Source organism: Streptomyces sp. LS-MS-L19, from assembly GCF_058382285.1.
Window position 1 is genome coordinate 1833768 of record NZ_JBYCLL010000001.1, and the last position, 25625, is coordinate 1859392.

General features: G+C 71.8%; 21 protein-coding genes. 8 read left to right on the plus strand and 13 right to left on the minus strand.

Annotation, left to right across the window (positions count from 1 at the left end; translation table 11 throughout):
- Positions 1-27: 27 nt before the first annotated feature.
- Genes argB through argC form a run of 3 tightly spaced genes read right to left on the minus strand, consistent with a single transcriptional unit; the run spans position 28 to position 3112 of the window.
- A complete protein-coding gene (gene argB / locus AC2XR2_RS08030; RefSeq protein WP_381306545.1) occupies positions 28-939 on the minus strand; it encodes an acetylglutamate kinase in 912 nt (303 codons plus the stop codon).
- The gene (argJ, locus tag AC2XR2_RS08035) at positions 936-2087 is read right to left on the minus strand and encodes a bifunctional glutamate N-acetyltransferase/amino-acid acetyltransferase ArgJ (RefSeq protein WP_491514661.1); all 1152 of its coding nucleotides are present in this window, start codon (positions 2085-2087) and stop codon (positions 936-938) included. The genes argB and argJ overlap by 4 nt, the downstream gene beginning before the upstream one ends.
- Entirely contained in the window at positions 2084-3112 is a 1029-nt protein-coding gene (gene argC / locus AC2XR2_RS08040; protein ID WP_381306539.1) for an N-acetyl-gamma-glutamyl-phosphate reductase, read from the minus strand. Before argC ends, argJ begins: the two co-directional genes overlap by 4 nt.
- Positions 3113-3335: 223 nt before the next feature.
- Here argC and AC2XR2_RS08045 point away from each other — a divergent pair, with 223 nt between their 5' ends.
- The gene (locus AC2XR2_RS08045; protein ID WP_491514662.1) at positions 3336-7262 is read left to right on the plus strand and encodes an nSTAND1 domain-containing NTPase; all 3927 of its coding nucleotides are present in this window, start codon (positions 3336-3338) and stop codon (positions 7260-7262) included.
- Between the two features lie 157 nt (positions 7263-7419).
- Positions 7420-8865 carry a polysaccharide deacetylase family protein gene (locus tag AC2XR2_RS08050; RefSeq protein ID WP_491514663.1) on the plus strand — a complete coding sequence of 482 codons (1446 nt, stop codon included), beginning with the start codon at positions 7420-7422 and terminating at the stop codon, positions 8863-8865.
- Positions 8866-8917: 52 nt separating this feature from the next.
- Here the strand turns inward: AC2XR2_RS08050 and AC2XR2_RS08055 are convergent, their stop codons facing one another.
- Together AC2XR2_RS08055 and AC2XR2_RS08060 are read right to left on the minus strand one after the other, a co-directional pair.
- Positions 8918-9202: a hypothetical protein gene (locus AC2XR2_RS08055; RefSeq protein ID WP_449350142.1), complete on the minus strand. Its 285-nt coding sequence runs from the start codon at positions 9200-9202 to the stop codon at positions 8918-8920.
- An 84-nt stretch (positions 9203-9286) separates the two neighbouring features.
- Positions 9287-11902: a YfhO family protein gene (locus tag AC2XR2_RS08060; RefSeq protein WP_491514664.1), complete on the minus strand. Its 2616-nt coding sequence runs from the start codon at positions 11900-11902 to the stop codon at positions 9287-9289.
- 183 nt (positions 11903-12085) lie between these two features.
- On the opposite strand from AC2XR2_RS08060, the gene AC2XR2_RS08065 reads away from it, so the two are divergent.
- Positions 12086-12526 (plus strand): carboxymuconolactone decarboxylase family protein, encoded by a 441-nt coding sequence (locus AC2XR2_RS08065; RefSeq protein ID WP_381301319.1) that lies wholly within the window; start codon positions 12086-12088, stop codon positions 12524-12526.
- A 14-nt stretch (positions 12527-12540) separates the two neighbouring features.
- Here AC2XR2_RS08065 and AC2XR2_RS08070 read toward each other — a convergent pair whose 3' ends face one another.
- Positions 12541-15018 carry an alpha-L-arabinofuranosidase family protein gene (locus tag AC2XR2_RS08070; protein ID WP_491514665.1) on the minus strand — a complete coding sequence of 826 codons (2478 nt, stop codon included), beginning with the start codon at positions 15016-15018 and terminating at the stop codon, positions 12541-12543.
- A gap of 152 nt (positions 15019-15170) precedes the next feature.
- On the opposite strand from AC2XR2_RS08070, the gene AC2XR2_RS08075 reads away from it, so the two are divergent.
- Positions 15171-15614, plus strand: coding sequence for a DUF6314 family protein (locus AC2XR2_RS08075; protein ID WP_381301316.1), 444 nt, complete (start codon positions 15171-15173; stop codon positions 15612-15614).
- Between the two features lie 64 nt (positions 15615-15678).
- Here the strand turns inward: AC2XR2_RS08075 and AC2XR2_RS08080 are convergent, their stop codons facing one another.
- The 3 genes from AC2XR2_RS08080 to AC2XR2_RS08090 all read right to left on the minus strand — a co-directional run bounded on the left by AC2XR2_RS08080 (position 15679) and on the right by AC2XR2_RS08090 (position 18319).
- Complete coding sequence (locus AC2XR2_RS08080; RefSeq protein WP_391195949.1) at positions 15679-16272, minus strand: histidine phosphatase family protein; 594 nt, start codon at positions 16270-16272, stop codon at positions 15679-15681.
- 73 nt (positions 16273-16345) lie between these two features.
- Positions 16346-16786, minus strand: a complete 441-nt coding sequence (locus AC2XR2_RS08085; RefSeq protein WP_381301312.1) for a GNAT family N-acetyltransferase — start codon at positions 16784-16786, stop codon at positions 16346-16348.
- A gap of 63 nt (positions 16787-16849) precedes the next feature.
- Positions 16850-18319: an aminotransferase-like domain-containing protein gene (locus AC2XR2_RS08090; protein WP_381301310.1), complete on the minus strand. Its 1470-nt coding sequence runs from the start codon at positions 18317-18319 to the stop codon at positions 16850-16852.
- Between AC2XR2_RS08090 and AC2XR2_RS08095 the strand changes: the two genes are divergently transcribed.
- Together AC2XR2_RS08095 and AC2XR2_RS08100 are read left to right on the plus strand one after the other, a co-directional pair.
- Entirely contained in the window at positions 18318-19229 is a 912-nt protein-coding gene (locus AC2XR2_RS08095) for a DMT family transporter (RefSeq protein ID WP_449350136.1), read from the plus strand. The two genes, AC2XR2_RS08090 and AC2XR2_RS08095, sit on opposite strands and share 2 nt — an antisense overlap.
- An 83-nt stretch (positions 19230-19312) precedes the next feature.
- Entirely contained in the window at positions 19313-19513 is a 201-nt protein-coding gene (locus AC2XR2_RS08100; RefSeq protein WP_053848921.1) for a DUF1918 domain-containing protein, read from the plus strand.
- Here AC2XR2_RS08100 and AC2XR2_RS08105 read toward each other — a convergent pair.
- A complete protein-coding gene (locus AC2XR2_RS08105; RefSeq protein WP_381301306.1) occupies positions 19482-20747 on the minus strand; it encodes a glycoside hydrolase family 10-like protein in 1266 nt (421 codons plus the stop codon). The genes AC2XR2_RS08100 and AC2XR2_RS08105 overlap by 32 nt on opposite strands.
- A gap of 182 nt (positions 20748-20929) precedes the next feature.
- On the opposite strand from AC2XR2_RS08105, the gene AC2XR2_RS08110 reads away from it, so the two are divergent.
- Together AC2XR2_RS08110 and AC2XR2_RS08115 are read left to right on the plus strand one after the other, a co-directional pair.
- Entirely contained in the window at positions 20930-21805 is an 876-nt protein-coding gene (locus AC2XR2_RS08110; protein ID WP_381301304.1) for a 3-hydroxybutyryl-CoA dehydrogenase, read from the plus strand.
- 210 nt (positions 21806-22015) lie between these two features.
- Complete coding sequence (locus AC2XR2_RS08115) at positions 22016-22273, plus strand: hypothetical protein (RefSeq protein ID WP_330268092.1); 258 nt, start codon at positions 22016-22018, stop codon at positions 22271-22273.
- Between the two features lie 58 nt (positions 22274-22331).
- Here AC2XR2_RS08115 and AC2XR2_RS08120 read toward each other — a convergent pair whose 3' ends face one another.
- From AC2XR2_RS08120 to AC2XR2_RS08130, 3 genes are all read right to left on the minus strand, one after another.
- A complete protein-coding gene (locus AC2XR2_RS08120; protein ID WP_330268091.1) occupies positions 22332-22871 on the minus strand; it encodes an NUDIX hydrolase in 540 nt (179 codons plus the stop codon).
- Positions 22872-22946: 75 nt separating this feature from the next.
- A complete protein-coding gene (locus AC2XR2_RS08125) occupies positions 22947-24287 on the minus strand; it encodes an NsdA family TPR-like regulatory protein (protein WP_330268090.1) in 1341 nt (446 codons plus the stop codon).
- Between the two features lie 221 nt (positions 24288-24508).
- Entirely contained in the window at positions 24509-25555 is a 1047-nt protein-coding gene (locus AC2XR2_RS08130) for a PP2C family protein-serine/threonine phosphatase (protein ID WP_491514666.1), read from the minus strand.
- Between the last annotated feature and the right edge of the window lie 70 nt (positions 25556-25625).

Consider the following 25625-nt stretch of genomic DNA (forward strand, 5'->3'; position numbering starts at 1 on the left):
ACCGCTGGGAGAGCTCCTGATTGTCCGTCACTTCGCGTCCCCCTCTTGTCCGTCGGGCACGACCATGGTGCCGATGCCCTCGTCGGTGAAGATCTCCAGCAGGATGGAGTGCTGGACCCGCCCGTCGATGACCCGGGCCGTGGTCACGCCGTTGCGCACGGCGTGCAGGCAGCCCTCCATCTTCGGAACCATGCCGGAGCTCAACTCCGGCAGCAGCTTCTCCAGTTGGGAAGCGGTGAGGCGGCTGATCACCTCGTCGCTGTGCGGCCAGTCCTCATAGAGGCCCTCGACGTCCGTGAGGACCATGAGAGTCTCCGCTCCAAGCGCAGCAGCGAGTGCCGCAGCCGCCGTGTCAGCATTGACGTTGTAGACATGTCCGTCGTCCTGGCTCCGGGCGATCGACGAGACGACCGGGATCCGGCCGTCGGCGAGCAGTGCCTCGATCGCGCCCGTGTCGATCTCGGTGATCTCGCCCACCCGCCCGATGTCGACCAACTCGCCGTCGATCTCGGGCTGGTGCTTGGTGGCGGTGATGGTGTGGGCGTCCTCGCCGGTCAACCCGACGGCGAGCGGCCCGTGTTCGTTGAGCAGGTTGACCAGCTCGCGCTGGACCTGTCCGGCCAGCACCATCCGTACGACGTCCATGGCGTCCTCGGTGGTGACGCGCAGGCCGGCCTTGAACTCGCTGACGATGCCGTGCTTGTCGAGGGCGGCGCTGATCTGCGGGCCGCCGCCGTGCACGACGACCGGTCTGAGCCCGGCGTGGTGCAGGAAGACGACGTCCTGGGCGAAGGCGGCCTTGAGGTCCTCGTCGATCATGGCGTTGCCGCCGAACTTGATGACGACGGTCTTGCCGTTGTGGCGGACCAGCCAGGGCAGCGCCTCGATGAGGATCTGGGCTTTCGGGAGCGCGGTGTGCTTCCGCGTGGGGCTGCTCATGACGAGTACGCGCTGTTCTCGTGGACGTAGTCCGCGGTGAGGTCGTTGGTCCAGATGGTGGCGGTCTCGGAGCCGGCCGCGAGGTCGGCGACGATGTGCACCTCGCGGTAGCGCATGTCGACCTTGTCGCGGTCCTCGCCGACGCCGCCGTTCTTGCAGACCCAGACGCCGTTGATGGCGACGTTGAGCCGGTCGGGCTCGAAGGCGGCCTTGGTGGTGCCGATCGCGGAGAGCACGCGGCCCCAGTTGGGGTCCTCGCCGTGGATGGCGCACTTGAGGAGGTTGTTGCGGGCGATGGAGCGGCCCACCTCCACGGCGTCGTCCTCGCTCGCCGCGTTGACCACCTCGACCTTGATGTCCTTGCTGGCTCCCTCGGCGTCCCGGATGAGCTGCTGACCGAGGTCGTCGCAGACCTGCCGTACGGCTTCCGCGAACTCCTCGTAGGCCGGGGTGACTTCTGAGGCGCCGGAGGCGAGGAGCAGCACGGTGTCGTTGGTGGACATGCAGCCGTCGGAGTCGACCCGGTCGAAGGTGGTGCGGGTCGCGGCCCGAAGTGCCTTGTCCAGTACATCACTCGGCAGGTCGGCGTCGGTGGTGAGGACTACCAGCATGGTGGCGAGGCCGGGGGCGAGCATGCCCGCGCCCTTGGCCATGCCGCCGACCGTCCAGCCGTCCTGGGTGACGACGGACGTCTTGTGGACGGTGTCGGTGGTCTTGATGGCGATGGCGGCCTTCTCCCCGCCGTGCTCGCTCAAGGACGCGGCCGCTGCCTCGACCCCCGGCAGCAGCTTGTCCATCGGGAGCAGGACGCCGATGAGTCCGGTGGAGGCGACGGCGACCTCGCCCGCGCCGATCTCCAGCACCTCAGCGACCTTCTCGGCGGTGGCGTGGGTGTCCTGGAAGCCCTTCGGCCCCGTACAGGCGTTGGCGCCACCGGAGTTGAGGACGACCGCGGTCAACTCGCCGGTCTTGAGGACCTGCTCGGACCACAGCACGGGCGCGGCCTTGACGCGGTTGGAGGTGAAGACGCCGGCGGCGGCGCGGCGGGGCCCGGTGTTGACCACGAGGGCCAGGTCCGGGTTGCCGTTCTCCTTGATTCCCGCGGCGATGCCCGCCGCCTGGAATCCCTTGGCTGCCGTGACGCTCACGGTGCGACTCCGATCGTGGAAAGACCGAGCTCCTCGGGGAGTCCGAGGGCGATGTTCATGCTCTGGACGGCACCGCCGGCGGTGCCCTTGGTCAGGTTGTCGATGGCGCTGATCGCGATGATGCGACCCACGGACTCGTCGAGGGCGACCTGCACCTGAACGCCGTTCGAACCGTAGACGGACGCCGTGGCGGGCCACTGGCCCTCGGGGAGCAGGTGGACGAAGGGCTCGTCGGCGAAGGCCTTCTCGTAGGCGGCGCGGACGGACTCGGCGGTGACGCCGGGCTTGGCCTGGGCGCTGCACGTGGCGAGGATGCCGCGGGGCATCGGCGCGAGGGTGGGCGTGAAGGAAACGTTCACCTTCGAACCGGCCACCCCGCTGAGGTTCTGGACGATCTCCGGCGTGTGCCGGTGACCGCCGCCGACGCCGTACGGCGACATGGAGCCCATGACCTCGCTGCCCAGCAGGTGGGGCTTGGGCGCCTTGCCCGCGCCGGAGGTGCCGGAGGCGGCGACGATCACGGCCTGGTTCTCGGCGAGGCCCGCGGCGTAGGCCGGGAACAGGGCGAGCGAGGTCGCGGTCGGGTAGCAGCCGGGCACCGCGATGCGCTTGGACCCCTCCAGCGCGGTGCGGGCGCCCGGCAGTTCGGGAAGGCCGTAGGGCCAGGTGCCGGCGTGCGCGGAGCCGTAGAACTTCTCCCAGTCGGCCGCGTCCTTGAGCCGGAAGTCGGCGCCCATGTCGACGACGAGGACGTCCGGGCCGAGCTGCTCGGCGACGGCGGCGGACTGGCCGTGGGGCAGGGCGAGGAACACGACGTCGTGTCCGGCGAGGACGTCGGCCGTGGTCTCCTGGAGCACCCGGTCGGCCAGCGGCAGCAGGTGGGGCTGGAGCGAGCCGAGTCGCTGGCCGGCGTTGGAGTTGCCGGTCAGGGCACCGACCTCGACCTCGGGGTGCGCCAGGAGCAGCCGCAGGACCTCACCGCCCGCGTATCCACTCGCTCCGGCCACTGCCGCACGTACCGCCATGTCATCCTCCTCCTGGATGGCATGACTATACGTTTCGCTGCACGTTTATGCAACCACATGCATAGGACCCGGCCTGGGCGCCGACGAGCGCCGGCGGCGTGCGGCTCGCGTCACCGGGCATTCCCCTGGGCGGTCTCACAGCTCGGGCAGGATTGCGGTGGGATGGGCAGATACATAGCTTGTACACCTGTTGTACGAGTTGCTGCACGTGAGAGGTGTCCCGGTGGGACGACGTGAGAAGCCGGTCGATCCCGACGCCGGTCCCGTCCAGCGGTTCGCGCACGATCTGCGGGTCCTTCGGGAGGGGGCCGGCAAGCCGCCCTACCGGGAGATGGCCGAGCGGGCGGGATACTCCGTCACCGCGATGTCCCAGGCCGCCGCCGGGGACGCCCTGCCGTCCCTGGCTGTGGCGCGGGCGTACGCCGAGGTGCTGGACGCCGACCCGGACGTGTGGGAACGGCGGTGGCGGGAGGCGGACGCCGAGGTGCGGGTGCCCGCACCGGACGAGAGGCCGCCGTACCGGGGGCTGGCCCGTTTCGAGCCCGGCGACAGCGATCTCTTCTTCGGCCGGGACACGCTCGTCGCCGAACTGGTGGAGCTGGTGCGCGAGCACCGGTTCGCGGCGGTGTTCGGGCCGTCCGGGAGCGGCAAGTCGTCGCTGCTGCGGGCGGGACTGATTCCGGGGTTGCGGGAGGCGGCGGGGGCGCGGCGGCCGGCGGTTGTCCGCGTGCTGACCCCGGGCGATGGGCCCGCGCGCACGCATGAGAAGGCCCTCGTCCCGCGAGACGACGACGGGGAGACCTGGGTCATCGTCGATCAGTTCGAGGAGCTGTTCACCCTCTGCGCGGACCGCGCGGAACGCGACCGGTTCCTGGATCTGCTGCTCTCGGCCCGGCGCCCGGAGAGCCGGCTGCGGGTGGTGATCGCGGTCCGCGGTGACTTCTACGGCCACTGCGCCGGCCACCGCGAGCTGGCCGAGGCCGTCAGCCGGGCCAACCTCCTGGTCGGGCTGCCGAGCCGGGAGGAGCTGCGCGAGGTGATCACCGGCCCGGCCGCCTCCGCCGGCCTGAACGTGGAGCGCGCGCTCACCGCCCGGATCATCGACGAGGTCGTCGACCGGCCCGGCGCGCTGCCCATGCTCTCCCACGCCCTGCTGGAGACCTGGCACCGCCGCCGGGGACGGCTGCTGACCCTGGCGGCGTACGAGGAGACGGGCGGCGTCCGCGGTGCGATCGCCGCCACCGCCGAGGACGTGTACGGAGGGCTGTCGGCGGAGCAGCGCCGTGCCGCTCGGCGCATCCTGCTGCGGCTGATCGCGCCCGGCGACAGCACGGCCGACACGCGCCGTCCGGCGTCCCGCGCCGAACTCGGCAGCGGGGCGCGGGAGGTGCTGGAACGCCTCGCCGCCGCCCGTCTCGTCACCCTGGACGGCGACACGGTGGAGCTCGCGCACGAGGCGCTGATCACCGGCTGGCCGCGCCTCGCCGGGTGGATCGAGGAGGGCCGGGACCGACTGCGTGCGCAGCGCCGGCTCGGCGAGGCGGCGCGCGGCTGGGAGGAGCTGGGACGCGACCCCGGCGCGCTGTACCGGGGCACGCGGCTGGACCGGGCCGAGGAGCTGTTCGCCCGGCAGAAGCCCGTCACCCGGCAGGAGCTCTTCGCCCCGCAGGATGCCGTCACCCCGCAGGATGCCGTCACCCGGCAGAAGCTCTTCGCCCCGCAGGAGCCCGTCGCCCCGCAGGATGCCGTCACCCCGCAGGAGCCCGTCGCCCCGCCGCATGACGATGACCAGCCGCATGACGATGACCGGCTGAAGCCGTCGTACGACGATCTCGAGCCGTTCGACGACGACCTCACATACCTGGAGCGGTCCTTCCTCACCGCTTCCCTCGGGGCCCGGAGGACCGAGCGGGAGGCCGAGACCCGCACCGCGCGGCGGACGCGTTCCCTGACCGTCGGTCTGTCCGTGTTCCTCGTCCTCGCGCTGGCCGCCGGCCTGGTGGCCTGGCAGCGCGACCGGGTGAGCGAGGCGGAGGCCGCCAAGGCCGCCGCCCGGCGCCTGGCCACCGTGGCCGGCAGCCTGCGCTCGACCGATCCACGCACCGCCGCCCTGCTCGGGGTCGCCGCCTGGCGGATCGCCCCGCTCACCGAGTCCCGCTCGGCGCTGCTGGGCGCCCTGGCGCAGCCGGAGCGCGATGCCTTCACCGACCCTCGGACCGGAAAGGACGTCCGGCGTTTCCTCACCGACGGCGGCCGGACCCTCCTCAGCGTCGACGGCAGCACGGTGACCGCCCGGAACGTGGCCACCCACAGGCTCACCGCCACCTATCACCTGCCGGGCGGGACAGAGGTGGGCGACGTCGGTCCCGGTTCCCGGTACCTCGACGTCATCGGGCCGGACGGAGGCGACAGGCTGTGGAACCTCCCGCTGGGCAGACCTGCGGGAGAACTGGGCGAAGCCTCCATGCACGGCGGAGCGCCCGACGGCAGCGCGTATCTCACCGGTCCCCCCGACGGCCCGGGGACGGTCCGGCTGCACCGGACGGCCGACGGCAAGGTCCTCTTCAGCGCCGGCCTCCCGCGCACCCTCTCCTCGGCGGCCGTCGGCCCCGGCGGCCGCCTGCTCGCCCTCTGTCCCGCCGAAGGGCCGCTCCAGTTGTGGGACACCGCCGCCGGCAAGCGACTGCCGGGGGCCTGGGAGAAGGCGGACAAGACCCTGTGCGGCACCGGCTCCGGCGCGGACGGCGGCGCGCGGCTGCTGCGGTTCAGCGCGGACGGCAGGCGGCTGGCCGCCGCCTACGGGACGGGGGCCATGGCCTGGGACGTACGGGGCGGACGCGCGCTCGCCGACTTCGCCAGTGGCGGGGTCACCGGCTTCACCCAGGCCGCTCTCTCCCCCGACGGCGAGTTCCTGGCCACGGCGGACGACCACGAACTCGCCGTGTGGCGCCTGGCCACCGGTGGCACCCAGGTCTTCCGCCGCCCCCTCTCCAAGGACGAGGCCACCGGGCTGACCTGGGACCCGGGCGAGCCTCGTCTCCTGCGCTACCTCGACGGCGCCACGGTCCACACCTTCGACCTGGCCGACCGCCTCGCCCCGCGGTGGCAGGGCACTCCGGCCGACGCGGGCGTGCTCAGCCCGGACGGCGCCACCCTGGCCACCGTCACCCGGTCCGGCAACGGCTACCGCCTCGAGCTGCGTTCCACGCGCACGGGTGACGTCCTGGCCCGCGCGACGCTCGGCGCGCTGCCGAGCATGTCCGACGAGAACGTCCCCCGGCTCGCCTTCAGCCCGGACAGCGGCACGCTGGCCGTCGCCGACACCGTGTCCTCGAACGGTTCACTGCGGCTGCGCTCCACCATGTGGGATGTACGGACGCGCCGGGTGCGAGCGGCCCTCGTCACCTCCGGCGCGGCCGACCGTCCGGCCGTCGCCCTCGCCCTGGGACCCGACGGCCGCATGCTGCTGGTCGTCCGCGCCACCGCCGACAGCTACACGACGGAGGTCTGGGACACCCGCGAACACCGGCGGTCCGGGACCGTGCGAGGCCTCTCCGGGGAGGAACTGGCCGTGGGGCCGGACGGGGGTCTGCTCGTGAGTTCGGACGACCAGTACGCCGATCCGGGATCCGGCAAGGTCACCGGGCGCGCGCTCGCCGACGGCCGGCAGGTGACCGCGCTGGCGTTCAGTCCCGACGGCTCCCGGCTCGCCGTGGGTGACTCCACCGGGCACGTCACGCTGTGGGACGGCGAGGTCCGGCACCGTACGGGCGCGCTGACCGGTACCTCCGACACGGCCACCCAGGGCGAGCCTGAGGCGGTGGGGGCGCTCGCCTTCTCCTCCGACGGCGGCACGCTGGCCGTGGGCGGCACGAGGGGGACCCTGCGGCTGTGGGACGTCGAGGGACAGCAGCTCCTCGGGACGGACCTGCCCACGTCCGGCGACGAGATCCGCTCCCTCGCCTTCGCCGAGGACGGCGGCACGGTCTACGCCGGCAGCCCGCATGTACCGCTCCAGCGTCTCCCCATCGCACCGGACCAGGCCGTGCGCACCATCTGCGGCCGCACCGGCGGCGGCCTGACCGAGGCGCAGTGGCGGACCTACGTCCCTGACGCGCCGTACGAGAACGTGTGCGCCAAAAGCGGATGAGGTTCCCGGAACCGGAAGAAACGCCTGAGGGCCGGATTGTTCAGGGTGGCTCTGTGCGTCGCTGAAAAACGCCTCTGACCTGGACGATCAGTGACCAGAACGACCGTGGTGCCCCGTCGGCGGCGTCCGGACATCCCCTCAGTCAGGTTCTGGTCTCATGCGCACTCACGCCCTCGTCCCCTCGCTCCTCCTGCTCGGCGCCCTCTCCTTCACGGCGGCCTGCTCGTCCGGGTCGGACGGCTCCTCGGGTACGGCATCCGCAGCCGCCCGCCCCGGAGCCGCCCCCACCCCCTCGCCGGTCCGCAGCGTCGATCCGTCGAGGATCAAGGGGCTGGAGATCGTCAGCGACAGCAGCGAGCAGAGCTCCTGCCCCTTCGCGACGAGCTATCCGGACGTGCCCGGGGCAGAGGCGATGACGGCCGCGATGAGGAAGGACGTGGACGAGCGCCTGGCCGCCTTCCGCTCAGCGGCCTGCGAGGGAGGGTCGGGCGGCGCGGAGGGCCGCGAGCTCAACATCAGCCATCAGTTCCTGGTCGCCTCCGGCGACGTCCTGGGCGTCCGGCTCAGCACCCAGGACCACAGTGGCCCCGGCTCCGGGCTGTCGACCAGGACGTACTGGTACGACGGCGAGGCCGGCGCGTACCACACGGCTCTCGGCCTCGTCGCCGACGGCTCCCGGGACGCCTTCATCGCCGCGCTGAAGGATCAGCTCAAGGGGCGCGAAGGGGTCGACGCCGCTGCCCTCGACAACACGTTCTCCGATCCGGCCTCCCGCACCGCCGCCCTGGACGACATGGCCTTCACCCCCCACGGCGGACTGCGGGTGACCTTCGACCGCGGCGAGGTGGGTGTCCCGGCCGCCGGGACCTACATGGTGACCTTCCCCGAGGAGACGGTCACCCCGTGGCTGTCCGCGTTCGGACAGCGTGTCCAACGGCAGACCATGACACCCGGCGGTTCGCTCGACCTGGGGGCAGGGCACATCCCCACGCCCGTCACCCCCACCCACACCGCGTCCGGCGACGACGACACCGACTGCGAGAAGGTCACGTGCATCGCGCTGACCTTCGACGACGGACCGGCGGCACCGGAGACCGCGACCCTGCTGACCTCCCTGGCGCGGTACGACGCGCGCGCCACGTTCTTCACCGTCGGCCAGAACGTCGCCGCCCACCCCGAGCTGGTCCGCGCCGAGGCCCGCGCCGGACACGAGGTCGGCAACCACTCCTGGAACCACCCCGATCTCACCAGGCTCACCCCCGAGCAGGTGGCCTCCCAGCTGGGCCGCACCAGCGCCGCCATCAAGGCCGCGACCGGCAAGGCCCCCACCCTCTTCCGCCCGCCCTACGGTGCGGTCAACGCCCGGGTGAAGGCCGCGACCACGCTCTCACCGGTGCTGTGGGACGTGGACACCGAGGACTGGAAGTACCGCGACGCCGACAAGGTCGCCCGGACCGTCATCGACAAGGCGCAGCGCAACGACGTCGTCCTCATGCACGACATCCACCCCACCTCGGTCGCCGCGGTCCCACAGATCCTGCGCACCCTGACCGCCCGCGGCTTCCACTTCGTCACCGTCAGCCACTTGCGCGCCACCCTCTGAACCCATGACGCAGCCGCGCTCGGCATCGCCGACAAGACTCCGGCCCACCCTGTCACTCACGCACCGTGAGACGCAGGAAGAAGTACACGCTGAGGAGCGAGAGCACCATGCTCGGCGGCAGGAGTATCAAGTCCCAGAGGCGCCGATGGGTCGAGGGGATGCCGGAGAGCGCCCCGATGCCCATTCCCGCGCTCAGCAGCAGAAGGGGCAGCGCCGTTCCCTGCGGGTGGTCCTTCCAGCGACCGACTCGCGCGAGGGCGAGCGAGCTGACGCCGAGGCCGGACGCGGCGACGGCGAACAGGAAGAGGTGACTGGCGTCGAGTCCACGGCCGCTCATGTCCCAGAGATACAGCCGTTGACTCCACGCTTCCACAGCCGTCGCACCAAATGATCGCCAAGCTCATGCATGGCGACCGCTGAGTCACCGTGGGTGTCCCGTGTCCCTTCGCCGGCGCACCGCGCTGAAGGTGCCGAGTCCGACGAGTGAGGTGAGCGCGGCGGCGCCGATCGCCGTCCCCAGGCGCAGGCCGGGCGGGTGGAAGGAGCAGGTGACGCTCGTCGATCGGCCGTCCAGGGGTACGGCGATCAGGCCGTGGTACTGCTTCGCGGGGACCGCGGTCGCGTCACCGCTGGCGCAGCGCCAGCCCGCGATCCGGGGAGCCGCGACGACGGCCACGCCCTTGCTGCCCGCCGGGAGCTCGGCGTGGACCGTGCCGCCGGAGCCGGAGACGGTGACCTCGGTGGCACCGGTGGCCCGGAGGTGTCGTACGGCGGAGCGCAGCCGGCCGGTGTCCAGACAGCCGACCGCCCGGTCCGGTACGACTCCCATGCCCTTCGGGGTCAGCTCGATGGCCAGGCGCCCGGAGGCCGGGACCGTGCCGAGCGGTTCCATGGCGGCGATCTTGGTGACGGGCCAGTCGGCCCTGAACCGGCCGGTCGGGCCATGGGCCGCGGGGCCGGCGAGTCGTGCCGTGCCCGCGAAGTGCGGCGCCCAGAGGTACACCTCGCTGCCCGCCGGGCACCGGGCGGTGATCGTCGCCTTCCCGCCCACCCGCACGCCCTGCCGCTGGTCGGTGCTGCGGTCCGCCCGCTTTCCGGCACCGTTCAGGACGGTGACGCGGGGCACGGTGTAGACCCGGGCGCCCAGCAGGAGCTCCTGGTTGCGGTACGGCGACGGCCCGAAGGCACCGGTCGCGGCGGACGGCCGTACCGTCACCAGGGGCGGTACGGCCTCCCTGGTCACCGTCACCCGGCTGCCGTCCTGCGGGAACCAGTTCTGGTGCGGGTCCGGCGGCGAGTGCACCCGGGCGCCCACGGAGAAGATCGCGTCCGTGACCGCGTTGTCCAGGCTCTGCACGCTGCGGCCGCCCGAGGTCCAGCCGTACCCGAGCGCGGTGAGCGTGGTGCTGAACACGGCGGAGGTGTGGCTGCTGTAGTACTGGGCGCCCTGGCCGCCGACCTCCAGCGGGTCGTTGCCGACGGTCTGCTCCCGGCCCGGGTTGGTGCGGTAGCGGGGCCAGCCGTCGGCCCGCGCGATCGCGTCCGCCTGGTCCTGCTGCCGGTCGCCCCACAGGGCGTAGTCGTCCATGTGCCCGAGCCGCATCCGGGTGGCCACGGCGGAGGTGGCGGTGGCCTCGCCGACCTGCGTACCGATGAGCAGGACGGCGGCGAGGGCGACCGGAGCCATGCGCAGGAGCGGGCGCCGGCGACCGAGGAGGAGCAGCCCGAACAGCGCGCCGAGGACCGCCGTCAGGAACACCGGCCAGGCGAAGGAACGCACCAGTGGGCTGCCGCTCGCCACCACCGCGACCAGCGCGAGGAGCCCGGCCGCCGCTCCGAGCGCCCGCCGGTCGGGACGGCCGTACGACAGCGCGTGCCAGGCGGCGATCACCAGCAGGGCGCAGACCACGAAGGTCTGGCGGTACGAGCTGCCCTGCGGGGCGGCGAAGGCGTGCCAGAGCAGATGGGTCGGGCCCCACTGCATCGACAGGGTCACCTGCACCACCAGCAGCGACCAGCCGGCGCGCACCCGGCGGGGGACGGCCCGGTGGAAGGGCAGCGCGAGGGCGAGCAGCAGAGCGGTGGTGCCGACGAAGAGCGCCGGGGAGCCGAAGCTGTACGTCGTCGGCAGCAGCCGGGCCAGCAGGTCCTCCGTGCCCACCCGGGCGAACCGCGTGAAGCGGCCCTCGGAGGCGTGCGCGCTGCCGAAGTACACGACCGTGACCAGCGGCGCGGCGAGGCCGATGCCGAGCGCGAAGGTCAGGACGGCCCGGCCCGCGGCGATGGCCCTGCGGCGGGCCGGGAGGTCGGCCAGGCACAGCCGCAGCAGGAACACGAGGGCCGCGGCGAGGGTGGCCATGTAGGCGGTGTAGAAGTTGGCGATCCAGGCGGCCGTCACGACCAGCACCCCGAGCAGCGGGCGCCGCCCGTTCAGGACCCACTCGCCGACCAGGCACAGCAGCGGCAGGGCGATCAGTCCGTCGAGCCACATGAGGTTGTACGAGGCGGTCGCCACGGTCCAGCCGCACAGGGCGTACGACGCACCCAGCAGGCCGGCCGCCCACCAGGGACCGGGGCGCAGTCGCAGCAGCAGCCACGTCATGGCCGCCGCGGCGCACGCGATCTTCAGCACGGTGATCACGTACACCGCGAGGTCGATCTCGTCCCTCGGGAACACCGCCACCAGTGGGGCGAACGGGCTGGTGAGGTAAGTGCCGAGGTCGGGCAGGAAGCCGGCGCCGTACCCCGACTGCCAGTTGACGAGGAGCCCACCGGCACCGCGCCCGTGCAGCAGGTCCCACAGGTGCGCGTGGAAGGGGACGTACTGGTTGCCCAGGTCGCTGACGTTGCGGGTGCGCGAACCGAAGGGGTAACTGCGCGCGACGGCGTCGGCCGCGCAGAGCACCACGACGGTGATCGCCGCCGCGAGCAGGGCGGCCTGGCCCGGGCCGGGGGGTCGCCCCGGCGGAGGTTCGGGGGTGAGGCGGACCGGCTGGTCGTGCGCGGTCTTCGGTTCGGGCGGGACGGTCGGTCGCACGCCCTGTTCGCTGGTCAATTCAAGCCCCCGTCCGGGGCGTTCGCCCCGTGCGTCGTCACTGCGTCGATTTAGACAGGGGGTGCATACGGTTGGTTGTCCGACCGCCGATGGCGGTGAAGTGAATTCCGTACGACCCGCAGGCGACGGAGGCCGAGGGAGACCGTGCGGACAGAAGGAGCTGACATGAGCGAGAGCACCACCCGCGAGGAGCGCTTCGCGCGGGGCCTGGAGATGCTCGGCAGCGTCAACCCCGAGGTGGGACAGCTGGTCGTCGACTCGCTCGCCGACGTCAGCCCGGAGATGGGTCACCAGCTCGTCGCCTGGGGGTTCGGCGAGATCTACTCGCGGCCGCAACTCGTGCCGCGGGACCGGCAGTTGGTCACGCTGGGCATGCTCACCGCGCTGGGCGGCTGCGAGGCCCAGCTGGAGGTGCACGTCCACACGGCCCTGAACGTGGGCCTGACCGCCGAACAGATCGCCGAGGCGCTGCTTCAGTCGGCCGGCTACTGCGGCTTCCCCAGGGCCCTGAACGCCATGGCCGTGGCGAAGAAGGTCTTCGCCGAGCGTGGGCTGCTGCCGGTCGGACAGCAGCCCACGGCAGAGGGACCGGACACGTCTGCCTGACCCTCAGGACACGGCTACTTCCGCCCGATCCTCAGGAACGTGACGGAGTTCGCCGGGAAGGTGTACGTGAACTTCCCGGCGACCCCGTCGAAGGTGGACCTGACCGGCGCGACCGCCGTCGACGTCTCGCTGTTCACGGCGTCGGGGGCGGCCGCGAGCGTGGTCACCCGGGCCCTGGACGCGACCTTGGCGCCGCCCAGGTCGATCGCCGTACGCGCCGCCGAGTCCTGCGCGTTGACGACCTTGACGATGAGCTCACCGGTCTTCTGGTCCGTGGTGACGACCTGCCGGAACGGCTCGGCCGGTTTGTCGTCGGTGAAGCTGCCCCACTCCTGGCCGTCGAGGTAGAGGGTGACCTGGCGGCCCCGCACCTTGATGTCGATGTCGTAGGCGCGGCCCGTCTCGACCGAGCCCGCCTTGGAGATCAGCGTCGACTTGCCGCCGTCCACGGCCTGTTCGACGGCGGTCTGGGTGTTGTTCCAGCCACCGATGTTCCACCAGTAGAAGTTGCCGGTGTCCTTGACGCCGAACGCGACGAGGAAGCCCTCCTTCCCGGACTTCTTCACCGCCTTCACCCGCAGGTCGTAGTCGTGCCAGCTCGGGTCGCCGGCCGAGACCATGGTGTTCTCGGCGTTCACGTCGGTCTGCACGTACTGGCCGTCCTGGACGTTCCAGTTGCCGCCGCCGGTGTGGGTCCACTGGGAGGTGCCGGAGGAGAAGTCGTCGGTGAGCAGGGTCCGGCCGTCGGCGTCCGTGACCCGCACGTCGTCGTACGCCGCCGTCGTCGCCCAGGTCGACAGGCCCACCGCGCCGCTGATCGGGGCGAGCAGCGAGGGTGTGCCGGTGGCAGTCGAGGGCACCACGCGGTCGCCGACGTTGTTCATGAACAGCTTCTGGACCTCGTAGTTGGCGGAGTTCCAGGAGGCGTGGTTGTTGAACCAGATCAGGTCCGGGCGCCACTGGACGTAGTCCTCGTTGGCGAACAGCGGGGCGTAGGAGGCGAGTTTGACGACGTCGGCGTTGCGCTCCAGGCCGGTCATGAACGCGGCCTCGGTGAGGCCGTTCTTGAAGGTGTTGCCCTGGGAGGCGTACTCGCCGAGGAAGACCTTCGGGCCGCCGCGGTCGTAGGAGTCGTAGCGGTCGTTGTTCTGGAGGAACCACTGGGGGCTGTTGTAGTAGTGCTCGTCGACCATGTCGACCTTGGCGTCCCGGTTGAGCTGCCAGGCCGTGTCGAAGGTCGTCCCGGAGTCGTCCGGGCCGGAGTTGGAGATCACCTGGATGTCGGGGTACTTCGCCTGGACGGCGGCGCGGAACTCCTTGAACCGGGCGAAGAACTCGTTGGGCAGGTTCTCCTCGTTGCCGACCTCGATGTGGGTGAGGTGGAAGGGCTTGGGGTGGCCCATCCGCGCCCGCACCTTGCCCCACGGGGAGCTCGCCGGGCCGTTGGCGAACTCGATGAGGTCGAGGGTGTCCTGGATGTGCCGCTTGAGCAGTGCCTCGTCGACGACGGCCTTGTTCTGGCCGCAGCCAGTCACCAGGGCGGGGACGACGGGCAGCGGCATGGCGCCGATGTCCTCGGAGAGCCGGAAGTACTCGTAGTAGCCGAGGCCGTAACTCTGGTTGTAGCCCCAGAAGTTGGCGTTGGTGGCGCGCGTCTCGACCGGTCCTACGGTGTCCTTCCACTGGTAGGACCGCTTGCGCTGGTAGCCGGAGGCCTCGCTGTAGTCGTCCATCGAGCCCGTGTTGACCAGGCAGCCGCCGGGGAAGCGCACGAAGCCCGGGTGCAGGGCGGCGATCTTCTCGGCGAGGTCCTTGCGCAGGCCGTTGGGCTCACCGCGGTAGGTGTCACGCGGGAAGAGGGAGACCATGTCGAGGGCGGCCGCCCCCGGGGAGGCCACGGTGAGACGGCCGTTGCTGCTGGGCCGGGTGGCGGTGAGGGTGAGCCTGTACTGGGTCCAGCCGTTTCTGGTGACGGCCACCGTGCGGGCGGTGGCGAGCGAGCCGTCGGTGTCCTGCAACGACACCGTGAGAGCCGTACGGCTGTCCGCGCGGGCCCACACCGAGAAGTCGTACTTCTTGCCGGCCTCGACGTGGATGCCGGTGTTGTATCCGGCGTTCGTCACGGAGGAACCGGCGCCCAGGGAAAGGTAGTTGCGGTTGCGCTCGTTCAGGCGGCCGCCGTCGTTCACGACCTGCGCGGTGCCGTCGACCGTCCACGAGGTCAGCGGGGTGTACGAGGAGTTGTCGGCGGTGGAGTACTCGAAGGACCTGTTCTGCACGAGCTCGGCGTACAGACCGCCGTCGGCGGCCCGGTTGATGTCCTCGAAGAAGACGCCGTACATCGTGTCGTCGATCCTCGCACCCCGGGCGGCCGGGTCGACGGTGATCGCGTAGTCGGTGACGTCCTCGGCGTGGGCGGGGGCGGGGATCGTTCCGGCCGCCACGAGGAGGGCGGTGGCGCTGAGACCGAGTCTCCAGCGGGTGCGTGACATGGATACTCCGCGGCTCTGTCGAAGTGGGGTTCTACCGAAGTCGGGTTCGAAATATCGGACATTGATCAGCACATCGAACGGCAACATAGGGAGGGGGATTCCGGAGCGTCAACGGGTCGCGCGGTACCGAAAGTGTCGGAAGTGAGGGACGCATGAGCGGGTTCTGGCCAGTGCCGGACGTACTGGCGTATCTGGCCGGGGACTGGCGGACCGAGCGGACCGTGCGGGATCTGGCGAGCGGGGCCGAGGGCGAGTTCTCCGGCACCACCGCTTTCGGCCAACTGGAGGGCGGCGGGCTGCTGTCCAGGGAATCCGGCACGTTCGTCTGGCAGGGCGTGCCGCGCCCCGCCGAGCGGACGCTCCAATTCCTGCCGGGCGCGACACCGGGCACGGCGGACGTCCGCTTCTCCGACGGACGGCACTTCCACGACCTGGACCTGAGCTCCGGCCGCCATGTCGCCGACCACCCCTGCGCGGCGGACCTGTACCGCGGGGAGTTCACGGTCCTGGCCCCGGCCCGCTGGCGCACGGTGTGGCGGGTCGGCGGCCCGTCGAAGGACCTGGTCCTGACGACCGACTACACACGCGCCCCCTGACCACGGCCTGCACACGCCCCCTGACGAACGCCTACGAGTGCGGGCTGAGCCTCCCTGCCACGGCCTACGCGCGCGTGGGCTGCTCCGAGACCCCCTCGAAGCGCAGGTTCCAGCGGCCGGCCCGGCCGGTCACCGAGATGGCCGACAGGGGGCGTACGTCGATGTTCCAGTAGGTCGACGGCGGTGCCTTGAGGACGTAGACCAGGGCGGCACGGACCACGGACGGCTCCGCGACGGCGACGACCCGGCCGCCGTCCTCCACCGGCCGGGTGTCGAGCCACTCCCCCACCCGGGAGATGAACGCGAGCAGCGACTCGCCGCCGTGCGGGGTCGCGCGCGGGTCGGCGAGCCAGGCGTCCACGGACTCCGGCTCCCGGGCCATCGCCTCGCCGAGGGTCAGCCCGCGCCAGCGCCCCATGTCACAGTCCCGCAGAGCGAGTTGGACGAGCGGCGAGTAACCGAGGGCGTCCCCGGTGGCACGGCTGCGCGGCGTGGGCGAGCAGTACCGCAGCTCGGCCGCCGCGAGCGGCAGCAGGTCGTGCGCCACGCCCAGCACCTGGTCCCAGCCGGCCTGGTCGAGCGGACGGTCGTCCTCGAACCGCTCGGCGAGCAGCGAGGAGCTGCGCGCGGCGGCGACGAACGTGACCCGAAGTTGCATGCGGCGATCGTGAGCCGCGAAAGTGCGCAGGTCAAGAGGCGTTACCGGGGATTTACCCTGGGTGCGCGCGGGCTCACCGGTCGGAGGTCAGCGCCATCCAGATGTCCGGCTGGGCCAGCGGGGCGAACCCGAGCTTCTCGTACACCCCGTGCGCGTCACGGGTCGCGAGCATGATCCGCCTCAGCCCGTGCGGCCGCAGGTGTTCCCGTACCGCCCCGACGAGCGCCACCCCGATCCCCTTGCCGCGCACGGCCCGGTCCACGTAGACGTCGCAGAGCCAGGCGAAGGTGGCCATGTCGGTGACCACGCGCGCGTAGGCCACCTGCTCCCCCGAAGCCGTGTCGTACACGCCGAAGTTGAGGGACCCGGCGATCGCCCGGTCCTGCTTCTCGCGCGGTCGCCCGATCGCCCAGTACGCGTCGGTCGACAGCCAGTGGTGCACCCGCCCGACGTCGAGGCGGTCGGGGTCGGTGGAGATCTCGTAGCCCCCGGGGAGGGGCGGGGTGTCGGTCATGCGGGGAGATTCCCAGGTCAGGGCCGTCGGCGTCGAACGGTTTTCCCAGCAGGCGTCCGCAGGTCAGGCTCCGGGCGACCGCCGGGTTCCGGTGCCGTGCGGCCCCAGCACCTCCTCGCAGGCCGTACGGAGCCGCCGTACGCCCTCCTGGATCTCCTGCGGACCCGCCACCGCCGCGAAGCTCAGCCGGAGGTGTCCGGCGGGCGGTTCGGCGCTGAAGTAGGGGCGGCCCGGGGTGAGGGCGACACCCGCGCGCAGGGCGGCCGAGGTCAGGGCGGACTCGGTGCCGTCGGGCAGCCGCAGCCACAGGTGGTAGCCGCCGGACGGGATGTGCGGGAGGGCCAGCTCGGGCAGTTCCAGCCGGAGCGCGGTGGTCATGGTGTCGCGGCGGGCCTTCAACTCGGCCGAGATCGACCGCAGATGGCGCGGCCAGGCCGGGGAGCCGACGAGTTCCAGGGCCGCCTCCTGGAGCGGGCGGGGGACGAAGAAGGTGTCGACGATCTGGATCGCGCGCAGCCGCTCGAGGACCGGGCCGCGTGCGGCCAGCGCGCTGACCCGGAAACTCGGTGAGGTCGCCTTGGTCAGCGAGCTCACGTGGACGACGACTCCGTCGGGGTCGTCGGCCGCCAGCGGGCGCGGCAGCGGGCCGGCGTCCTCGTGCACGAGCCGCCGTACGAAGTCGTCCTCGACCACGAACGCGCCGGCCTCGCGGGCGATCCGCAGCACCTCGCCCCGGCGCTCGGGGGCCAGCACGGCTCCGGTCGGGTTCTGGAACAGGGGCTGGCAGACGAACACCCGGGCGCCGGTCGCCCGGAACGCGTCGGCGAGCAGGTCCGGCCGCACCCCGTCCGGGTCCACCGGTACCGGGACCGGACGAAGGCCGGCGGAGCGCGCGATCGCCAGCATGCCGGGGTAGGTGGGCGACTCGACGAGCACGGGTGCGCCGGGCGGGGCCAGCGCCCGCAGGGCCGTCGTCAGCGCCGACTGGCCGCCCGCGGTGATCAGCACCTCCGCCGCGGTGACGGCTCCGCCGATGTTCCGTGCGAACCACTCGCGCAGCTCCGGCAGACCCTCCGTGGGCGGTCGGCCCCAGGCGCCGGGGCGGCGGCCCGCACGGGCCAGGGCCGCGGACATCGCGCGCTCGGGCTGGAGGGAGGGGTGCAGATAGCCGCCGTTGAACTCGATCACCCCGGGCGGCGGGGCGGCCAGCGACACCAGGACGCCGGACGCGTCGACCGACCGCGGTACGAGCTCGGCGGCGCCGTCCGCGCTCAACGCGACCTCCTGCCAGGAGGTGTCCCCGGCCGCGGTCACGGCGGTGCGGGCCGGTGCGCGGAAGGCGCCGGCGCCGGGACGGGTCACCACCAGGCCCTCGGCGGCGAGTTGGGCGAGGGCGCGGGAGACGGTCACGGGACTGACCCGGTAGCGGTCGACGAGAACCCGGCTGGACGGGAGCTTTCCGCCCGGAGAGTAGCGATCCAGCTCTCGCCGCAGCTGTTCTGCCAGTTCGGTGACACTGCTACGCTCTTGCATGAGAGTACAGAGTAGCGCTACCGCACCGACCGGGATAGCGGTCACCAGCCCGCCCAGGACCTTCGGCACCGTCCAGGCCGCTCTCGGGGTCGCCGCGTTCTCCCTCACCTTCCCGGCCACCGCGTGGGGACTCGAAGGCTTCGGGCCCTGGTCCCTCGTCGCGATCCGGAGCGTGCTCGCGGCGCTGATCGCGGGTGGCTGTCTGTCGGCCCTGCGGGTGCCGCTGCCGGACCGCCGGGACTGGCCGGGGCTCGCGGTCGTCGCCGCCGGGGTGGTCGTCGGCTTCCCGCTCCTGACCACGCTCGCGCTCCGGACGTCCACCACCGCGCACGCCGCCGTCGTGGTCGGTCTGCTGCCCCTGACGACCGCGCTGCTGTCCGCGTTGCGCGTCGGCACCCGCCCCTCGCGCACCTTCTGGACGGCCGCGCTCGCGGGCGCGGCCGCGGTGGTGGCCTTCACCGTGCAGCAGAGCGGGGGCGCCCTGACCACCGCCGACCTGTATCTCTTCGCCGCACTGCTGGTGTGCGCGGCCGGTTACACCGAGGGCGGCCGGCTGGCCCGGACCATGCCCGGCTGGCAGGTCATCGCCTGGGCACTGGTGCTGTGCCTGCCGCTCAGCGTGCCCGGGGCGGTGCTCGCGCTGTCCCACGAGCCCGTGCACCTGACCGCGCACAGCGTGGCCGGGCTGCTGTGGGTGGCGGCGGGCTCGCAGTTCCTCGGCCTGGTCGTCTGGTACCGGGGCATGGCGGCGATCGGCATCCCGAAGGCCAGCCAGTTGCAGCTCGCCCAGCCGCTGCTCACACTGGTGTGGTCGGTGCTGCTGCTCGGCGAGCACCTGACGGTGGCCGCCCCGCTGACGGCCGCGGCGGTGCTGGTGTGCATCGCGGTCACCCAGCGGGCGCGGGGCTGAGCGACGCGTACGCGTCGGTTCCCAGTGGGCCCCCGCGCCGTAAAATCAGGCCACGGACAGCTCACTTGGTGAGGAGACCGCTGATGCGCGCAACCGTGGGCGACCAGCTTGTCCAGCACGGCAGGGTGGTCGGACAGCAGGACAAGGTCGGCGAGATCGTCGAGGTGATGGGCCAGGAGGGCAACCCCCCGTACCGCGTCCGCTTCGAGGACGGGCACGAGGGCGTGTGCTCACCGGGTCCCGACACCGAGATCAGGCACCGCTTCCAGCAGACCGGCCGGTGATCCCGCGCGGTGGTGCCGACGGCTTCCGGTAGTGGTCGGCGACCACCCGCGCCATCGCCCCGATCGGGTCGGCGGCCACCTCGCGCGCGGCGAAGAAGACATGTCCGCGCGCCTGCGGGTACTGCCGCGCGAGCGTGAGGTGCCGCGACAGCTCCGCGGGGTCCTGCCAGGCCGCGGGCTGCGCCGGGTCCCCGGCCTTGTAGAGGGCCTCGCCCAGGTACAGCTTCGTCCTGCTCCCGCGCGCCTGCTCCGCCCACCAGGGCAGCAGCTTGGCGTAGTCGGCGGCGGCGAAGCCGATGTTCCAGTAGAGCTGCGGCACGAGGTAGTCGATCCAGCCCTTGCGCACCCATTTCCGGGTGTCCGCGAAGTTGTCGTCGTACGACTGCACACCCGCGCGCGTGTCCGAGCCCAGCGGGTCGGTGGCCATGTTGCGCCACACCCCGAAGGGACTGATCCCGAACTGCGCGGTCGGCCGGATCCGCTTGACCGCCGCCGCCGTTTCCCGGACCAGCTTGTCGATGTTGTCCCGCCGCCAGTCGCCGCGGTTGACGAAGTCGCCGCCGTACCGGTCGTAGGCCGCGTCGTCGTCGAAGGTCTGGCCGGCCACCGGGTACGGGTAGAAGTAGTCGTCGAAGTGGACCGCGTCCACGGGGTACTTGCGGACCGCGTCGAGGATCGCTCCCTCGACGAAGGCGCGCACCTGGGGCAGCCCGGGGTTGTAGTAGAGCTTCCCGCCGTACGGCACCACCCAGTCCGGGTGCAGACGGGCGGGGTGGGAGGCGACCAGCTTCGTCGGGTCGGTGTGGTTGGCGATGCGGTACGGGTTGAACCAGGCGTGCAGTTGCAGGCCCCTCTTGTGCGCCTCGGTGACGGCGGTGCCGAGCGGGTCCCAGCCCGGGTTCTTGCCCTGGGTGCCGGTGAGGTACTGCGACCAGGGCTCGTGGGGCGAGGGCCACAGGGCGTCGGCGGTGGGCCGTACCTGGAAGATCACCGCGTTCAACCGGTCCGCCGCGGCCCGGTCGAGGTGGGCGAGCAGCTCGTCCCGCTGCTGTGCGGCGCTCAGCCCCGGCCTGGACGGCCAGTCCCGGTTGGACACCGTCGCCAGCCACACCCCCCGCATCTCACCGGTCCTGCGCCACGGTCGCCGTGGCGCCGGCGCGGCGGCCGCTCCCGAGGCCGACGTCAGGGTCGACAGCGCGGCCAACGCGAAGGCCCGGCGCGACAGATGTCCCATGTGCACACTCCCCCAACACCATGGATCCGCTCGGTCACGGATCGTCTTCGGGCCTCAGAATGCCCGACGGATGCCGGACCCCGACGATCGATCATCGATACTTGGGAGTAACGTGCACGAACGGAGCAGGAACCGGACCACGGCCGACCTGCCACCAGGTGAAGATCAGCGAAAGGGACGAAGTGACGGACTTCCCGGCGGGAGACATCGCGCGCGTCGGAGTGGTGGGCTGCGGCCAGATGGGGGCGGGCATCGCCGAGGTGTGCGCCCGCGCCGGTCTGGACGTGAAGGTCGCCGAGACCACCGGCGAGGCCCTGGAGATCGGCCGCACCCGGCTGTTCAACTCCCTGACCAAGGCCGCCGAACGCGGCAAGATCAGCGCGGACGAGCTGGCGGCCACGCAGGCCCGGCTCTCCTTCACCACGGACCTCGGCGAGTTCGCCGACCGTGACCTCGTCATCGAGGCGGTCGTGGAGAACGAGCAGGTGAAGACCGAGATCTTCCAGGTCCTCGACCAGGTGGTGACCCGCCCGGACGCGATCCTGGCCTCCAACACCTCCTCGATCCCGCTGGTGAAGCTGGCGGTCGCCACCTCACGGCCCGACCAGGTCGTCGGCGTCCACTTCTTCAACCCGGCCCCGGTGCAGAAGCTCGTCGAGCTGATCCCGGCGCTCACCACCTCCGAGGGCACCCTCGCCCGCGCCCAGGCGTTCGCCGAGAAGCTGCTCGGCAAGCACGCGATCCGCGCCCAGGACCGCTCCGGGTTCGTGGTCAACGCGCTGCTGATCCCGTATCTCCTGTCCGCGATCCGGATGTTCGAGTCGGGCATCGCGAGCCGCGAGGACATCGACAACGGCATGGAGCTGGGCTGCGCCCACCCGATGGGCCCGCTGAAGCTGTCCGACCTGATCGGCCTGGACACCGTCGCCTCGGTCGCGTTCTCGATGTACGAGGAGTACAAGGAGCCGCTGTACGCCGCTCCCCCGCTGCTCCAGCGCATGGTCGACGCGGGCCGGCTGGGCCGCAAGACCGGCTCGGGCTTCTACACCTACGGCTGACCCGCACCCTGTCCGTTCCAGGGTGCCGATGACACAGTGCGACGACCGCGGGCCCGGCTCTCTGGCGAGCGCCGGGCCCGTGTCATTCACACACCGTGTGCGCGCCGGGCCCGCATATGCCTGTCGCACACTCTCCCCACGTGCCCACCAGGCGAGTTGACTCACCATGCGCATGCAAGGGATGTGACGACTACGGAAAGGAGCGGACCCGTGACCGCCGACCCGGAGCATCCCGTGGTCCATGGAGAACTCGCAGAGTTACGACGACGCCTCGATGTCGCGTACGCACGCGTCGAGGGCGGTCTCGCCCTGCTCAGCCATCGTACGGAGGAGACGGACAAGGAAGTCGACGATCTGAGCGCTCGGATCATCGCCCTGGAGCACGCCCGCTGGCCGCTCCCCGCGGTCGCGGCGATCACCGCCGTGGGCGCGCTCGTCGTGGCGATCTGGCAGGCCCTCGGCCACTGAGGCCTCGGGACGGCCGGGTGGGGGAATCAGGGCAGGGCCTGTCCGGCGTGATCAGGCCCTAGATGTCCTGACCGAGCCTGAGATGGTGCAGCAGCAGTAACGCGGCCGCCATGTTGGCGGCCGGGACCTCCCCACGGGCGACCATGTCGGGAACGAGCTTCAGGGGGACCCATTCCCGGCGGTCCGACTCGAAGTCGTCCACGGGGTGTCCGATGTACTCGCCCTCGTCGGCCCAGTAGATGTGGTGCCGGGCGTCGGTGAGCCCGTTGGAGGGCTCCACACTCATCAGGTGCTGGAGCGGCCCCGGCCGCCAGCCGGTCTCTTCCTCGAGTTCCCTGGCGGCCGCGACGGCAATGTCCTCGCCGTCCTCGACCACCCCCGCGGCGAGCTCCCAGCCCCAGCTGTCGGTGATGAAGCGGTGCCGCCACAGCAGCAGGACCTCGTTGGCCTCGTTCACCACCGTGGCCACGGCCACCGGCCTCAGCCGTATCAGGAAGTGGTCGAGGTGCCGCCCGTCCGGTAGTTCGACATCGGCGAGATTGACGCTGAACCAGCGGTTTTCATACACAGTTTGTTCGTTCTGTTTCGTCCACTGCACGGTTCTGCCACCTTCCGTCGAGTAAGTGGCAATATCGCAGCAGGGACTGTGGGGTGTCGGCGTCCGCGTGCCGACCTACAGGGGCACGCGCAGCGCGCCGTCGATCAGTTCGGCTGCCTCGGCCGTGCCCGCGCAGCCGCTCCGCACCAGGTGCTCACGCACCGCTCTGAGTCTGTCGCGCAGGCGCTGGGACTCCATTCCCCGCGCCTGTTCCGCCATCTGCACGGCGGTGGCCACCGCCTTGTCGGCGTTGCCCTGGCGCAGTTCGATGGTGCTGAGCATCGCGAGCCGGTGCACCCGGCCCCGGTCGTGGGCCGGGTTGTCGACGGCGGCCGCGGCATGGGCGGCGGCGGCCGCGAGTTCGCCGAGGCTGAGGAGCGCCTCCGCCACCTGGACGTTGACGAGGCCCGGCTGGACATAGCCGGTCTCGTCGGGCTCGTATCCGCGGCGGATGCGTTCGGCGGCCTGCTCGGCCCGCCGGATGCAGGACAGCGCCGTCGTGCCGTCGCCGAGGTGGGCGTACGCCTTGGCCTGCATCGCGTAGAGATCGCAGGCGAGCGCGGGGGTGATGTGCTTGCCCGCGGCCCGGAGCGCGGCCTCGGCGAAGGCGACGGCCTGGCGGTACTCCCGCATGAACAGGGACTGGTTGACCAGCAGCGCGATGACGTACGCGCCGAGTCCCCGGTCCCCGCTGGCCTTGGCGAGCCTGAGGGCCTGGTGGAAGTAGCGCTGGGCCAGACCGTGCGCGTCGGAGTCGTAGGCGCAGATGCCGGCGACCGCGACCAGTCCGCCGGTGGCGCGGTGCAGTTGGCGGCCCGTCTCGTCGGTGTAGCTGCCGCGCAGCAGCGGGGCGGCCTCGGCGTTGAGGAAGCCGACGATCCGGCTCCGGGTCGCCACCCCGCCGGCCTTGCGGTACATCTGCTCGTAGTGGGTGCGGGCCGCGCGCAGCATCTCGATGTCGGCGTGCGTGACCCGGTGCCGTCCGCCGCGGGAGACGTCGACGTCCTCGGGCGGGTTTTCCCACTCCCACACGGGCATGACGGCGGGCGTGCCGGTGACCGCGGGGGCGCCCAGGATGTGCGGGCGCTGCTGTTCGTCGGAGCGCCACAGGGCGGTGGCCCGCTCGACGAAACCGGAGAGCGAGGTGCCGTGCGGGGCGGAGGGCTCGCCCGGGACGCCGAGGCCGATGTCGTCGAGGGTGACGGGGCGTTGGAGGCGGCCGGCGAGCACCTCGCAGATCAGGTCGGGCACCTGGCCGCGCGGCCGCTGACCCTTCAACCACCGTGCCACGGCGGTGTGTTCGTACCTCAGCGCGAGGCCGCGCGCCCTCCCGGCCTGGTTCACGTGTGCGGCAAGCCCCGCGTGCGAGATCCCGGCTTCGTCGAGGATCGCGTCGAGCAGAGTGTTGGGCTGCATAGATGCCCCCCGGGCAGCTCGGTGTCGTCAGATTAGTGGGTTCGCCTTCACACGGGGTGTGATCGGAGTGCTCGAATCCGCAGGGTGTGCGCGCTGTTGCGGAGAGTTTCCGACCGGTTGACTGAAATGCCTCGCAAGAGGCCTCGGCCGGGCCGCCGGCTCCCCCTCGTACAGTGCGGTGGCCTGGCCGGCGGCTTGACGGTGCGACATCTCGGGTGCGGCTAGAGGTGCGTTGTCGGCTGCGGGTGCTTCGTGGCTGGTCGCGCAGTTCCCCGCGCCCCTTTAGGGGGTTGCGGTTGACGGTCGTTTCTCAGTACCAGCAGGGCCACGTCATCCTTCGGCGTGCTGCCCGTGTGGTTCAGCAACGCTGTGAAGACCTGGCCCAGCACCGCCTGAGGCGCGACCCCCGCAGCCCCTTGCAGGGCCCCCGGCAGGGAAAAGAAGCGGCCAAGAGCGTCTCTCGCGTCCTCCGCGCCGTCCGTGTGCAGGATCAGGGTCTCGCCCGGCAGCAGGTGGCCGCACTGGAGGCCCGATAAGTCGGCGGGCAGGGGAAACGGCCCCAGAGGCGGCATCGGGTCTGCGCAGGAGAGCGGCTCGACGACCGACCCGCTGAGCAAGTACGGCCACGGGTGACCGCAGTTCAGGGCCCTGAGCTCGCCGTCCCGCCCGAGCTCCAGCATCAGCACGGTCACGAAGTCCTCCGCGGCCGTGCCGTCCCGCTCGGCGCGCTCGCGCAGGTGCCGGGCGAGGGCGCGGTCCAGTCTGCGCAGCACTCCCCCGAGTTCGGGCTCGTCGTGGACGGCCTCGCGGAAGCTGCCGAGGACCGCGGCCGCCGTACCGATGGCGGCGAGGCCGTGGCCGCGGACGTCGCCCATGACGACTCGCACGCCGTGCTCGGTGTCCACCGCCTCGTACAGGTCGCCGCCGATGGTCGCGCCCCGGTCGGCGGAGAGCTGGGCGGCGGCGACGGTGAGCCCGTCGATCCGCGGCGGCAACGGCCGTAGCAGCACACTCTGGGCGGCACCCGCGACCTGGCGGGCCTGCCGCAGTTCGCGCAGCAGGGTGCGCCGGACATGGATGATCAGCCCGGTGCCCACGGCGAAGAACACGGCACTGGTGGCGACCCGCGCCCCGAGGCCGTCCTGCTGGGCGAGGGGGCAGGTCAGTTTGTACGTGATCGCGACGGCACCCCACACGGTGGGCAGCACCATCGAGAGCACACGGCGCAGCGACCCCACCCGGGGAACCGCCGCCTTGAAGCACATCATGCCGACGGCCCCCCAGCTAGGCCCTGCACACGCAATCGGACCGACCTCGAAAGGCCGGTCCGATTCTGTC

Bases quoted from the DNA above. Each gene is read 5' to 3' on its own strand.
- argB (WP_381306545.1), bottom strand. From the start codon at position 939: ATGAGCAGCCCCACGCGGAAGCACACCGCGCTCCCGAAAGCCCAGATC.
- argC (WP_381306539.1), bottom strand. From the start codon at position 3,112: ATGGCGGTACGTGCGGCAGTGGCCGGAGCGAGTGGATACGCGGGCGGT.
- AC2XR2_RS08050 (WP_491514663.1), top strand. From the start codon at position 7,420: ATGCGCACTCACGCCCTCGTCCCCTCGCTCCTCCTGCTCGGCGCCCTC.
- AC2XR2_RS08055 (WP_449350142.1), bottom strand. From the start codon at position 9,202: ATGAGCGGCCGTGGACTCGACGCCAGTCACCTCTTCCTGTTCGCCGTC.
- AC2XR2_RS08065 (WP_381301319.1), top strand. From the start codon at position 12,086: ATGAGCGAGAGCACCACCCGCGAGGAGCGCTTCGCGCGGGGCCTGGAG.
- AC2XR2_RS08070 (WP_491514665.1), bottom strand. From the start codon at position 15,018: ATGTCACGCACCCGCTGGAGACTCGGTCTCAGCGCCACCGCCCTCCTC.
- AC2XR2_RS08075 (WP_381301316.1), top strand. From the start codon at position 15,171: ATGAGCGGGTTCTGGCCAGTGCCGGACGTACTGGCGTATCTGGCCGGG.
- AC2XR2_RS08080 (WP_391195949.1), bottom strand. From the start codon at position 16,272: ATGCAACTTCGGGTCACGTTCGTCGCCGCCGCGCGCAGCTCCTCGCTG.
- AC2XR2_RS08085 (WP_381301312.1), bottom strand. From the start codon at position 16,786: ATGACCGACACCCCGCCCCTCCCCGGGGGCTACGAGATCTCCACCGAC.
- AC2XR2_RS08095 (WP_449350136.1), top strand. From the start codon at position 18,318: ATGAGAGTACAGAGTAGCGCTACCGCACCGACCGGGATAGCGGTCACC.
- AC2XR2_RS08090 (WP_381301310.1), bottom strand. From the start codon at position 18,319: ATGCAAGAGCGTAGCAGTGTCACCGAACTGGCAGAACAGCTGCGGCGA.
- AC2XR2_RS08100 (WP_053848921.1), top strand. From the start codon at position 19,313: ATGCGCGCAACCGTGGGCGACCAGCTTGTCCAGCACGGCAGGGTGGTC.
- AC2XR2_RS08105 (WP_381301306.1), bottom strand. From the start codon at position 20,747: ATGGGACATCTGTCGCGCCGGGCCTTCGCGTTGGCCGCGCTGTCGACC.
- AC2XR2_RS08125 (WP_330268090.1), bottom strand. From the start codon at position 24,287: ATGCAGCCCAACACTCTGCTCGACGCGATCCTCGACGAAGCCGGGATC.
- AC2XR2_RS08130 (WP_491514666.1), bottom strand. From the start codon at position 25,555: ATGATGTGCTTCAAGGCGGCGGTTCCCCGGGTGGGGTCGCTGCGCCGT.